The sequence below is a fragment of the Erythrobacter ramosus genome, from assembly GCF_009828055.1.
Taxonomy (GTDB): domain Bacteria; phylum Pseudomonadota; class Alphaproteobacteria; order Sphingomonadales; family Sphingomonadaceae; genus Erythrobacter; species Erythrobacter ramosus.
The window spans coordinates 63,212-76,096 of the sequence record NZ_WTYB01000004.1; the positions used below are offsets into that span (position 1 = coordinate 63,212).

Consider the following 12,885-nt stretch of genomic DNA (forward strand, 5'->3'; position numbering starts at 1 on the left):
ATGGAGCAATCCGGCTGGGGCGGAGCCGGCCAAGGATCGGGACGGGCGGGCACAGGTAATCATGTCGGAAACTCAACAAGCCCAAAGGGCTGGGCGAGTGGGTCTTCGGCGTCGTCCGGCAGGCGGCGTTGGTGGCTGACCAGCGGGCCGATTGCGGCAAGGCCGATAAGCAGAAGAGCGATCTCGAGGATGTAGACAGAGCCATATCCGGTGGCGCGCATGGCGATGCTGGCGGTCTGATCGCCGCTTTGCAGCAGCGCTGCGATCCCGTCGCGCATCAGGCCCCCTATGGCGATGCCCAATCCGGCGCAGGTCGCCTGCACCGCGCCCCATGCGCCCAGCGCAAGGCCGGCAGTCTGATGTTTGGCCAGGCTCATCGCTTCCATCAGGGTGCCGACCGAGAACAACCCGAGGCCGACCCCGATGGTCAGCGCACCGGCATACAGCATCAGCGGCGCGCCGAAGGGGCCAGCGAACAGCACCAGCAGAAAGGCGTTGATCCCGACCACCAGCCCGGCCCCGGCGAGCCGGAGCGGATCCCAGCCGCGTGCCAGCGCCCGGCCCGAAAGCATGAACCCGAACAGCGAGCCAAGCGCCCAGGCGCCCGTAAGTCCAGTAGTCGCACCAACCGAAAGGCCGAGGATTTCGCCGCCATAGGGCTCAAGCAGCGCGTCCTGCATGGCAAAGCCCGCTGCGCCGATGCCAATCGCAGTCAGCAAGCGGGCGTTGCGGCCATCGGTGATGAAGGCCTGCCAGATTTCCTTGAACGTCGCCGTCTCGCGCTCGGGCGCGGTGACGGCCGGGTTGCGCGCTTCCTGCTTCCACAAGGCGATCACGTTGAGAATGACCGTCAGCAGCGCACAGCCCTGGATCACTTGCACCAGCTTGGTCGCGGAATAATCGGACAGTACGCCGCCGATCACGAAGGCGGAAAACATCATGCCGACCAGCAGCATCACGTAAAGCAGCGCGACCGCGCGCGGGCGCTTGTCTTCCGGCGCAAGGTCAGTCGCCAGCGCGAGGCCAGCGGTCTGAGTGACGTGGAAGCCGGTGCCGGTCAGCAGGAAGGCGGCGGTCGCGGCGGCGAGGCCGATCTCGAACCGCTCAGGGATCCCCAGCAGTAGCAGTGCGAACGGCATGATCGCCAGCCCGCCGAACTGCATCAGTGTGCCGAACCAGATATAGGGCACCCGCCGCCAGCCGAGCACCGAACGGTGCGTGTCGGACTTATGGCCGATCAGCGCGCGGAACGGCGCGGCAAACAACGGCACCGCGATGAGCAGCGCAACCAGCCAAGTGGGCGTGCCAAGCTCGACCACCATGACCCGGTTCAAGGTGCCGTTGAGCAGCACCATCGCCATGCCGACGCTCACCTGAAACAGCGCGAGGCGCAGAAGGCGCGGCAGCGGCAGGTCCACACTCGCCGCATCCGCAAACGGCAGCAGCTGGAAAACCAGCGCCGTCCAATGCGGTTTGGGAGGGTGGACGGGAAGGGTCATCCGTGGCGCACCAGTTCCAGCGCTTGCGAGGTGTAGAACCCGCTGCTGATGCGCTGGGTGCGGCCGATGCTCCAGCCTTGCAGGCGGGAAAGCCGCTCGCGCAGATCATCCTCGGCGGTCGGGACGATGGCGGGCGAGCGGTCTGACTTGGGGAAGAACTTGCCGACTTCGTGCATCGCGCTCAGCAGGCGGGTGCGCGGGGCGAAGGTGAACAGGATCGATCCGGTGGTGCGCTGCGCCAGCTGCGTCAGGGCATCGACCAGATCTTCGGGCTGGTAATGGATGAGCGAGTCCATCGCGACCACATGGGCAAAGGTGCCCAGTTGCGGATCAAGCATGTCGCCCGAGCGCCAGTGGATGCGGCCATGGCCGATGAACGAAGGCGTGCGTTCGCGGGCGACTTCGACGAGGCCAGCGGCGACATCGATCCCGGTGACTTCGGCGCCGCGGCACGCCGCCGCAACCGCCAATGAACCGGTGCCGCATCCCGCATCGAGCACCTTGGTGCGGCGCAGGTCGGTCGGCAACCAGTCCAAAAGGTTGGCACGCATCGCATCGCGTCCGGCGCGCACAGTCGCGCGGATGCCGCTCACCTTCGCATCGGAGGTAAGGTCGATCCACGCCTGACGCGCGGTGCTGTCGAAATAGGTCGCCAGCGCCTCGCGCCGGTGATCATATTCGGATGAGTGCCGGGTCGCCATTATTCAAACCCCAGGAAGTCGAAGATGTCGCGGTCCTTCATCGGCTGAGCCTTGGACGGATCGACACCGGCCCACAGCATTGCGGCGAGGCGCAGATATTCGTCCTGCGCCGCGATCACTTCGGGATCGTCGCCCATTTCGAACAGCGTGCACTTCTTCAGGCGCGAGCGGCGGATTGCGTCGACATCGCGGAAGTGCGCGAGGCGGGGCATCCCGACCTTTTCGCAGAACCGGTCAATCTCGTCGGTATCCTTGCTGCGGTTGGCGACGACGCCGGCAAGCCGCACATCGTAGTTCTTCGATTTGGCCGCGATCGCCGCCACGATCCGGTTCATTGCGAAGATGCTGTCGAAATCATTCGCCGCCACCACCAGCGCGCGCTCGGCATGTTGCAGGGGGGCCGCAAAGCCGCCGCAAACCACATCGCCCAGCACATCGAAGATCACGACGTCGGTTTCTTCGAGCAGGTGGTGCTGCTTCAGCAGCTTCACCGTCTGGCCGACCACATAACCGCCGCAGCCCGTGCCTGCCGGAGGCCCGCCAGCCTCGACACACATCACGCCGTTATAGCCTTCAAACATGTAGTCTTCGGGCCGCAGTTCTTCCGCGTGGAATTCGACCGTTTCCAGAACGTCGATCACCGTCGGCATCAGCTTCTTGGTCAGCGTGAAGGTGCTGTCATGCTTGGGATCGCAGCCGATCTGGAGCACGCGGTGGCCGAGTTTCGAGAAGGCTGCCGAGAGGTTGGACGATGTGGTCGATTTGCCGATCCCGCCCTTGCCATAGACGGCAAAGACCTTGGCACCCTTGATCTTGTCAGCTGGGTCCAGCTGGACCTGGACCGAGCCGTCGCCATCGGGCGGGCTGAAGGAGGATGAGGGGCTGTGCAGGTTCATGATGATCTATCCCTTGAATTCATTCTGCCGGGAACACGCCTTCAAGGCGGTCCTCCAGCTCGTCATTGGCTTCGCGCAAAGCGGCGAGAGTGGCTTCATCCGGCGCCCACAGGTTGCGGTCACAGGCTTCCAGCAGCCGGTTCGCCACGCGGCCCGCGCTCTTGGGGTTGAGCGCCGACATCCGCCGCCGCATGTCGGCATCCAGCACGAAGGTCTCGGAAATCTTCTGGTACACCCACGGGGCGACCTGACCGGTTGTAGCCGACCAGCCCAGCGTGCTGGTCACATGGCCTTCAATCTGGCGAACGCCTTCGTAACCATGTTCCAGCAGGCCTTCGAACCACTTGGGGTTCAGCGTGCGGGTGCGGGTTTCGAGGTCGATCTGCTCGCCCAGCGTGCGTACCTTGGTGCTGCCGCGCGTCGCATCGAGGATATAGACCGGCGTTTCCGCCCCCTTGGCCCGCGCGACCGAGCGGGTCACGCCGCCAAGCCCGTCGACATATTGATCGACATCATTGATGCCGAGTTCGACGCTTTCGAGGTTCTGGTAGGTGAAATCGACCGTGCTCAAAGCGCTTTGCAGCAATTCGCGCTGCTGCACCGGCTTGCCCGAGACCCCGTAGGCAAAGCCCTTGTTGATCTCGAAGGCATTGGCGAGTTCATCGGGATCGGCCCAGACACCGCCTTCGATCATCTGGTTGACGTTGGCGCCATAAGCGCCCTCTGCATTGGAGAAGACGCGCAAGGCGGCGGTCTCGAGATCGCAGCCGTGCTTTTCCATCTGCGCCAGCGTGTGCTTGCGGACGAAGTTGGCCTCAAGGGTCTCGTCCTCGGCCTGGCTGGCGAGCAGCGCGGCTTCGGCGAGCATCCGGGTCTGCATCGGCAGCAGATCGCGGAAGATACCCGAAAGCGTCATTACCACATCGATCCGCGGACGGCCCAGATCGGCGAGCGGGATCAATTCCGCGCCGGCCAGACGACCATAGGAGTCACGCCGGGGGCGGGCGCCCATCAGCGTCATCGCTTGCGCGATCTGGACGCCTTCGGACTTCATGTTGTCGGTGCCCCACAGCACCATCGCGATGCTTTCCGGGAAGGGCTCGCCGCCGTTTACATGGCGGGCGATCAGCTGTTCGGCCTGTTCACTTCCCAACCGGCAGGCGTAGGCCGACGGCATCAGGAACGGATCGAAGCCGTGGATATTGCGGCCCGTGGGCAGCACGTCGGGGTTCACCACCACATCGCCGCCGGGGGCGGGCTGGACATAGCCGCCATCCAGCGCGTGGATCAGCGCGCCCAGTTCATCCGAGGAATCGAGCTTGGCCGCCAGCACCGCGCGTTCGGGTGTCGGGCCATCAAGGCTCCCGGCTTCCATCATCGCATCGAGCATATCTTCGCGCTCAATCCCTTGCGGGTTGCGGCCGAGGATATGCAGGCCATGGGGGATCAGCGCCGCTTCCATCTCATAAAGCCGCGCAGGCAGCTCGCCGATATCGGCATAAGTGATGTCGAGCGCTTCGCACTGATCGGCGACCAGTTGTGCAAGGTCAGCACGCTCAGCGGCATGATCGGCATCGTCAATCGTGGTGCGCCAGCGCTCGACGGTGGCCTTGAGTTCGACCAGGCCCTTGTACAATCCGGCCTGCGCGAGCGGCGGGGTGAGATAGCTCACCAGAGTCGCGCCAGAGCGGCGCTTGGCCAGCATCCCTTCGGAAGGGTTGTTGGCGGCGTAGAGGTAGAAATTGGGCGTGTCGCCGATCAGGCGGTCCGGCCAGCACTTGCCTGACATCCCGGCCTGCTTCCCCGGCATGAATTCGAGCGCGCCGTGCGTGCCGAAATGCAGGATTGCATGGGCGCCGAAATCTTCGCGGATCCAGCGATAGAAGGCGCTGAAGGCGTGGGTGGGGCTGAAGGTGCCTTCGAACAGCAACCGCATCGGATCGCCTTCGTAGCCGAAGCCCGGTTGCACGCCGACGAACACATTGCCGAAATGCGCGCCCTGAATGAGGATGTTGCCGCCATCGGACAGCTGCTTGCCGGGGGCGGGGCCCCATGCTGCCTCGATTTCGGCGAGGTGCTTTTCGCGCCGCACGTGTTCATCGGCCGGGATGCGGTGGGCGACGTTGGCGTCGGTGCCATAGCGATCGGTATTGCCCTTCAGCAGCGCGTCCCGCATCGCATCGACGCTTTCGGGGACGTCGACCGCATAGCCATCGGCGCTGAGGCGCTGGAGCGTAGCGTAGAGCGATTCGTGTACCGCCATGAAGGCGGCGGTTCCGGTGGCTCCGGCATTGGGCGGGAAATTGAACACCACGATGGCGAGCTTGCGGGCTGCACGCTCGCTCTTGCGCAGCTGGATCAGTTTGACAGTGCGCGCGGCCAGCGCCTCGGCGCGTTCCGGGCAGGCCTGCATCGGGCGGGCCTTGTGCGAAGCGGGACGGGCGCAATTGCGATCGCAGCCGGTGCAGCCCTTGTCCGAATTGCCGGCACGGCCGCCGAACACGCTTGGCACGGTCGAACCGTCAAGCTCCGGCATGGCGACCATCATCGTCGATTCGAGCGGCAGCAGGCCTTGCGGCCGGTGCGCCCAATCTTCAATCGTCTGGAACTCGATCGCGTGGGCGGCGAGGTAGGGCAAGTCCAGCTTGCCCAGCACATCGCGCGCGGCTTGCGCGTCGGAATAGGCGGGGCCGCCGACGAGACTGAATCCGGTGAGGTTGACCACGGCGTCCACCGTGGGCTGGCCATCCGGGCCGATGAAGAAAGCTTCAATCGCCGGGCGCGCATCAAGCCCGCTGGCGAACACCGGAACGACCTTGAGACCAGCGGCTTCGAAGGCGGCAATCGCCCCGTCATAATGCGCGCAGTCACGGCCGAGCAGGTAGGAGCGCAGCAGGATCAGGCCGACCGTGCCGTGCTGGCCCTCCTCAAGCGGGAGGAGGCGCAGGCTTTCGGAGATGCGCTGCTGGGTGCGCGGGTGATAGACTCCGGTCTCGGGATATTCGAGCGGGGCTTCGGCCTTGGTGATCCCGCGGCGATAGAGCCGCTCACCTGCTGCATAGCGATCAATCAGTGCGCGGACCATGGCGACGACGTTCTCGTCCGAACCGGCCAACCAGTATTGCAGCGTCAGGAAATAGGCGCGCACGTCTTGCGCGGTGCCGGGAATGAAGCGCAGCAGCTTGGGCAGGCGGCGCAGCATCTTCATCTGCCCCGCGCCCGAATTGCCGCCGGGCTTGCCAGCATTGCCGCGCAGCTTCTTCAGCAGCGCGAGCGGGCCCTTGGCCGGCGCATCCATCCGGTAAGCGCCCATCTTGGTCAGCCGGACGACTTCGCCCGCTGACATCAGGCAGACCATCGCATCGCAATCTTCGCGCCGCGCTTCGAGGCTCGGCAGGATTGCGCGGATGTGATCGTCGAGGAACAGCATCGTCGCGATGACAATGTCGGCTTCGGCGATGGCCGCCTTGCAATGTTCAAGCTCGCCGGCGTCGCTACCCCATTCGGATGCTGCAAGCAGGCTGAGATCGATACCCTCTGCCGCCAGTGCTTCCTCTGCCCGGTCAACTGCGCCTTTGAGGTGATTGTCGAGAGTGACGATCACGACCCGGACGGGCGCGCGGGGGTCCAGCGTGGAAGCGGAGGCGACATTACCGTGCATAATGCGCCTTTGCGTCATAGAGGGTTTCGAGGTCGATTTGCCTGCGACCCTCGGCTGCGGCGAAGTTCTCGGTGTTGCGGCGAGCCTTGCCGCGCACGAAGAACGGGATTTTTTTCAGCTCGCGCTCGGCCTCTACGGTCCAGAGCGTGCCGTCATCATCCGCCATTGCCGGTGCGGGAATGTCTTCCACCGGTGCTTCCGAAACGGCCTGAACTGACGCCTTGCGTGGGCTATGTGCCGCGTGGTGCGATGCGCCTGCCTCGTCGGAGAACTCGAAATCCTCGCGGAACATGGTGAGCAGGTGCTCTTCCAGCCCCATCACCAGCGGGTGGACCCAGGTGTCGAAGATCACATTGGCGCCTTCAAAGCCCATCTGCGGCGAGTGGCGTGCGGGGAAATCCTGCACGTGGACTGGCGCGCTGATAACGGCGCAGGGGATGCCCAGCCGTTTGGCAATGTGCCGCTCCATCTGCGTGCCCAGCACCAGTTCGGGCGCGGCAGCGGCAATGGCGTCTTCGACCGCGAGGTGGTCATCGGTGATCAGTGGTTCGATCCCGCAGCGAGCCGCTTCGGCGCGGACTTCGCGGGCGAATTCACGGCTGTAGCAGCCGAGGCCGCAGACTTCGAAGCCCAGTTCCTCGCGAGCGATGCGGGCGGCGGCGACCGCGTGGGTCGCGTCGCCGAAGATGAAGACGCGCTTGGAGGTCAGGTAGGTCGAATCAACCGACCGTGACCACCAGGGCATCCGGGAAGAGGTGTCGCCGAGGGCAGGCGTGGGATCTGCACCTGCCAGCTCGGCGACGTCGGCAATGAAGGAGCGGGTGGCTCCCACGCCGATAGGGACGGTCCGCACTGCGGGCTGATCGAAAGTCTTTTCGAGCCAGCGGGCGGCCTCATCTGCGATTTCGGGATAGAGGACGATGTTGAAATCGGCTTGGCCGATCCGGGTGATGTCCTCCGGGGTGGCACCCAGCGGAGCGACGAGATTGACCTCGACACCCAGCAGGGCAAGAATCTTGCGGATCTCGACGAGATCGTCGCGGTGGCGGAAGCCCAAGGCGGTGGGGCCGAGGATGTTGACGCGGGCCGGACGACCTTCACGCGGCTCACGCACCACCGACTTGTCGGCGAGGGTGCGGACGATCTGGTAGAAGGTCTCCGCCGCGCCCCAGTTTTCTTTTCGCTGATAGCTCGGCAGTTCAAGCGGGATGACCGGGCAGGGCAAGCCCATCGCCTCGGACAGGCCGGCCGGATCGTCCTGGATCAGCTCTGCGGTGCAGGACGCGCCGACGATGATCGCTTGCGGCTTGAACCGGGCCACCGCTTCGCGCGCGGCATCTTGGAAGATTTGCGCGGTATCCTTGCCCAGATCGCGGGCTTCGAAGGTGGTGTAGGTGACCGGCGGGCGCTTGCCGCGCCGCTCGATCATCGTGAACAGCAGGTCCGCATAGGTATCGCCCTGCGGTGCGTGCAGCACGTAGTGGAGTTTCTCCATCGCGGTCGCCACGCGCATTGCGCCGACGTGCGGGGGGCCTTCATATGTCCAGACTGCCAGTTGCATCGCCTAGATCTCCAGCATATCCCGGCGCCGCAGCGGCCGGGCAAAGAGTTCGGCAAGATCGGCGGCTTGGTCAAAGCCATGGATCGGCGAGAAGACGAGTTCGATCGCCCACTTGGTGGTGAGCCCTTCGCCTTCGAGCGGGTTGGCAAGGCCAAGTCCGCACACGGTGATGTCAGGGCGGTCGGCGCGCACACGATCAAGCTGGCGGTCGAGATGCTGGCCTTCGCTGAGGCGCACGTTGGGGCCGAACCGGTCCAGCTCGCGGGCGAGATGCGCGCGGTGCAGATAGGGCGTGCCGACTTCGACCAGCTCCATGCCAAGCTCGTCCTGCAAGAAGCGCGCGAGCGGTACTTCAAGCTGCGAGTCGGGCAGGAAGGTGATGCGCTTACCTTCAAGCTGCGGGCGCAGATTGGCGAGCGCGCGGGCAGCGCGGGCGCGGCCGGGCGCGATGACTTGCTCGGTCAGGTCGCGGTCGATGCCGAACGCCTCGCCAGCAGCGCGGAGCCAATCGCTCGTGCCGTCGACACCGAACGGGAACAGCGCTTCGATCCGCTGTGCGCCGCGTCCTTCGAGCGCCATCGCGGTTTCACCCAGGAAGGGCTGGGCCAGCAGGTAGCGGGTGCCCGGGCCAACGCTCGGCAGATCGCGGGCGTTGCGGGCGGGTAGACAGCCGACCTTGGCGATGCCCATTTCGGCAAACAGCCGCAGGAACTGATCTTCGACAATGTCGGGGAGGCTGCCGACGATCAGCAGCTCCTTGGGCGCATCGGCGGCAAGGGCAGGCATCACCGGCACCAGCGCTGACAGGCAGGCATCTTCGCCTTGCGTAAAGGTCGTTTCGATCCCGCTGCCCGAGTAATTCAGAATGCGGACGCGCGGCATATGCACCGCGCCGAGGCGCTGGGCGGCCTTGGCGAGATCGAGCTTGATCACTTCTGACGGGCAAGAGCCGACCAGGAACAGCGTGCGGATATCGGGGCGGCGTTCGAGCAGGCGGTTGACCACCCGGTCAAGCTCGTCCTGCGCATCGACCATGCCGGCCAGATCGCGTTCTTCCATGATCGCGGTCGCAAAGCGGGGCTCGGCAAAGATCATCACGCCCGCCGCTGATTGCAGCAGGTGGGCGCAGGTGCGCGAGCCGACAACGAGGAAGAAGGCGTCCTGCATCTTGCGGTGCAGCCAGATTATGCCGGTGAGACCGCAGAACACTTCACGCTGGCCGCGCTCACGCAGAACGGGGCGCGCAGGAGCAATTGCGGGGCCAGTGTCGCGGGCGAGCTCGGCCGCACAGCCATCAAGGATGTCGAGCGCGCTCATGCTGCCACCGCCGTGTTTGAAAGTGTGCCCTGAATGCGCGCCATCCGCAGCTTCCAGATGAACTGGCCGGCGTTGATCACGTAAGCGGCATAACCAGCCAGCGCGACCAGCATGCGTTGCTCCAGCGTTCCGATCTCGCCCAGCAGCAGCACCAGATAAAGGGTATGCAGCGCCAGCACGAGCATCGAGAACACGTCTTCCCAGAAAAACGCGGGGGCAAACAGCCATTTGCCGAACACCACCTTCTCCCAGATCGAGCCGGTGATCATGATGGTGTAGAGCACCAGCGTCTTGATCACGATCGAGACATCAGCGGCCCATGCGCCCTCACCAGTGGTGAGCGTGCGGATCACAAGGCCGAGGCTAACGAGAAACACCAGAAACTGCACCGGGGCCAAGACGCCCTGAACAATGGTCCAGACGGATTGGTCGCGGCGCTGCCGTTCTTCGGCGGTGTAAAGTGCGCCGGTATTGCCCCTCTCGTGGCCCGCCCCCTTCACCGTGGTTCCGGGTTCGACCGGGGATGCTTGATCCGTCCGAGTCATGTGATGCGTTAGCCTTTTCTCTCAGACTCGGAGATTACCCTTTCCAACTTGAGTGTCAACTAGATTGGACGTTTAGTTTTGTTGACGATTACAGATTCCCCAGTAAGGTCATTTGCGCCATGCCGGGAAAAAGCGTATTTAGAGTCGCTGGCCCTTGGGGATCAGGGCTGCTGCCGATCACTGTTGGATCGGTACACCTCCTGCGGAAGGTTCGTCCGCAAGACCTGGGAGGGTCTGACGAATGGGAGAGTCCAAGGCTTCGAGCATGTTTGGTGCAGGATCGGCGGTCCTGCGGGGGGTCATCTCGGCGCCGCTTGAAGCGGTGCGACGACGCGGTTCTGCTGCCAACCCCGATCAGCCCGATTCCGTCAATGCGATCATCGAGGGTGAGATCATTCCTCGCCTGTTGATGGCCCACACCAGCTCTGACGTTCAGGCCCGATCGAAACGATCCCGAACCATTTCTGCGGACGAAGCCTCGCGCTTCGCCGTTTTGCCGTTGCGGCTGGAAGCGGCGAGCCTCCTCGAAGAGGTCGATGCCTTCATCACCAAAGGCGCCAGTGTCGAGACGATCTGCCTCGATCTACTCGCGCCGGCCGCCCGCAAGCTGGGTGAGATGTGGGAATCGGATGAATGCGATTTCCTTGATGTTACAATGGGCTTATGGCGACTTCAGGAAGTGATGCGCGAAGTCGCAGCACGCTCGCCCGCCGTGATGGGTGGGATGAACCTTCCATACACCGCTTTGTTCTCGCCGATGCCGGGGGATAACCACAACTTCGGCACACTGATGATCGAAGAAGTCTTCGCCCGCGGCGGCTGGCGCAGCGAGGCGCTGGTCAAGCCTGAGCGGCGCGAATTGCTTGATCGCCTCGCACGCCAACCCTTCGACCTCATCGGATTGACCCTCGCCCGCGATTGTCCTAGCGCCGCGCTCGGTAACCTTATCAAGGCGGTGCGCAACGTATCGGCCAATCCTCACATCATCGTGCTTGTGGGCGGACGAATGATCAACGAAAACCCCGGAGTTGCGATAGAAGTTGGTGCCGATGGTACAGGAGCGGACGCGCTGGCCGCGCTCGAACTGGCGAATTCGTTACTGAAGACCGCTGCCACCCGCCATCTGAACCTGTTGTAGGTTCGATCAGTCATGCTCACCCGCAAACACAGCATTGAAGGCAAGCACCCGTTTGGGAAAGCTGCCGAGCTGTTCAACACCCTTGATGCCGACGCGGCGATGAAGCTGGCGATGGTCGCGGGTGACGTGACGCTGGTCCTGGACGATACGGGAACGATCCTTGATGCGGCGTTTGATCCGCGCGAGTTTCCGGCCTTTTCAGGATGGGTGGGGACCAATTGGATCGAGACGGTGACGGATGAAAGTCGCCCGAAAATCATGGAGATGCTGGCCGCCGCCCGGCGCGGAGAAGTGCAGCATTGGCGGCAGGTCAATCACCCGTCGCGCGATGGTGATGTGCCGATCCGCTATGCTGTGCTCAGCGTCAATGGCGGCGAACACCGCATCGCCTTTGGCCGCGATCTGCGTGAAGCGGGCAAGTTGCAGCAGCGGTTGCTTCAGGTCCAACAATCGCTCGAACGCGATTACCTCAGGATGCGCCAGCTGGAATCGCGCTACCGGATGCTGTTCGAACGCTCGACCGAGCCGGTGATGATTGTCGAGGCCGGTACGCTGCGGATCCGCGAGGCGAACCCGGCAGCGCATACGCTGGTCGGCACGCGCATCGGTGGTTTGCCCGGTAAGAAGCTGCTGACTTTTATCGATAAAAACTCGTATGATGCGGTCCAGTCACTGGTTGGCGCGGCGCTGGTTTCGGACACGGTCAGTCCGGCCCGCATCCGCATCGCCCGCGGGGCGCGCGAAGTGATGGCGACGGTCAATGGGTTCACCCAGGATCGCGGCCAGTTTCTGCTGGTGCGGCTGGTGCCGGCGAGCGATCGTCCGGCGCCGGATTCCTCCCCGGTTCTGGCGCTGGTCGACCAGATGCCTGACGCTTTTGTGGTGGCGGACAGCAACCTTGAAATTGTCACCGCCAACGCTGCTTTTGTCGAGCTTTTGCAAGCCGCTAGCGTCGATCAATTGCGCGGGCGGCACCTGTCGGAATCGATCGGTCGGCCCGGGATTGACCTCGATCTGATCGAAGGCCAGATCGACCAGCATGGAGCCGCGCGCAATGTCGCGACGATCCTGCGGGTTGGCCATGATATTGAAGGCGAAGCGGTTGAATTGTCGGCGGTTCGCACCTCGGGCGAGGATGGCTATTATGCCTTCGTGATCCGCCCGGTTGGACGCCGCTTGCGCGATTTGCCGCCCGGTGCGCAGGATATGCCGCGCTCCGTCGAGCAGCTGACCGAGCTGGTCGGGCGGATGTCGTTGAAGGACATCGTGCGCGAAAGCACTGATCTCATTGAGAGATTGTGTATCGAGGCGGCGCTTTCCTACACCTCCGATAATCGCGCATCGGCAGCAGAAATTCTCGGCCTTTCGCGCCAGAGCCTCTACTCCAAGCTGCACCGTTATGGGCTTGGCAATCTGGCTGGCGACGGCGAGTAACGGCAGGCCCGGTTGGGCTTAATGCCTCGCCACCATGCCCTGCACAATCGCCGTATCGGCCTGACTCCAGATCGGGTCAGGACCAGCCCAAACCGGGGCTGGCGGAGGGCCATTCGAGCCGGCAAAATCGCCC

At 64.0% G+C, this 12,885-nt stretch carries 9 protein-coding genes; 2 read left to right on the forward strand and 7 right to left on the reverse strand.

Translation table 11 applies throughout. The features are described from left to right. Positions 1–59 precede the first annotated feature (59 nt). From GRI59_RS14295 to bchF, 7 genes are read right to left on the reverse strand one after another with little or no spacing between them, the layout of a single operon-like run. On the reverse strand, positions 60–1,499 hold the full coding sequence (locus GRI59_RS14295; RefSeq protein ID WP_160761923.1) for a BCD family MFS transporter: 1,440 nt from the start codon (positions 1,497–1,499) through the stop codon (positions 60–62). Continuing rightward, positions 1,496–2,200 (reverse strand): magnesium protoporphyrin IX methyltransferase, encoded by a 705-nt coding sequence (gene bchM / locus GRI59_RS14300; protein WP_160761924.1) that lies wholly within the window; start codon positions 2,198–2,200, stop codon positions 1,496–1,498. The genes GRI59_RS14295 and bchM overlap by 4 nt, the downstream gene beginning before the upstream one ends. Beyond that, on the reverse strand, positions 2,200–3,096 hold the full coding sequence (bchL, locus tag GRI59_RS14305) for a ferredoxin:protochlorophyllide reductase (ATP-dependent) iron-sulfur ATP-binding protein (protein ID WP_160761925.1): 897 nt from the start codon (positions 3,094–3,096) through the stop codon (positions 2,200–2,202). Before bchL ends, bchM begins: the two co-directional genes overlap by 1 nt. 19 nt (positions 3,097–3,115) lie before the next feature. Continuing rightward, a complete protein-coding gene (locus tag GRI59_RS14310) occupies positions 3,116–6,757 on the reverse strand; it encodes a magnesium chelatase subunit H (protein ID WP_160761926.1) in 3,642 nt (1,213 codons plus the stop codon). Then, on the reverse strand, positions 6,747–8,318 hold the full coding sequence (gene bchB / locus GRI59_RS14315) for a ferredoxin:protochlorophyllide reductase (ATP-dependent) subunit B (protein WP_160761927.1): 1,572 nt from the start codon (positions 8,316–8,318) through the stop codon (positions 6,747–6,749). Before bchB ends, GRI59_RS14310 begins: the two co-directional genes overlap by 11 nt. Before the next feature lie 3 nt (positions 8,319–8,321). Further along, on the reverse strand, positions 8,322–9,635 hold the full coding sequence (locus GRI59_RS14320; RefSeq protein ID WP_202391035.1) for a ferredoxin:protochlorophyllide reductase (ATP-dependent) subunit N: 1,314 nt from the start codon (positions 9,633–9,635) through the stop codon (positions 8,322–8,324). Continuing rightward, positions 9,632–10,180, reverse strand: coding sequence for a 2-vinyl bacteriochlorophyllide hydratase (bchF, locus tag GRI59_RS14325; protein WP_160761928.1), 549 nt, complete (start codon positions 10,178–10,180; stop codon positions 9,632–9,634). Before bchF ends, GRI59_RS14320 begins: the two co-directional genes overlap by 4 nt. Positions 10,181–10,421: 241 nt before the next feature. On the opposite strand from bchF, the gene GRI59_RS14330 reads away from it, so the two are divergent. Further along, complete coding sequence (locus tag GRI59_RS14330; protein WP_237440864.1) at positions 10,422–11,318, forward strand: cobalamin B12-binding domain-containing protein; 897 nt, start codon at positions 10,422–10,424, stop codon at positions 11,316–11,318. 12 nt (positions 11,319–11,330) lie between these two features. Next, a complete protein-coding gene (gene ppsR / locus GRI59_RS14335) occupies positions 11,331–12,752 on the forward strand; it encodes a transcriptional regulator PpsR (protein WP_160761929.1) in 1,422 nt (473 codons plus the stop codon). Positions 12,753–12,885: the final 133 nt, after the last annotated feature.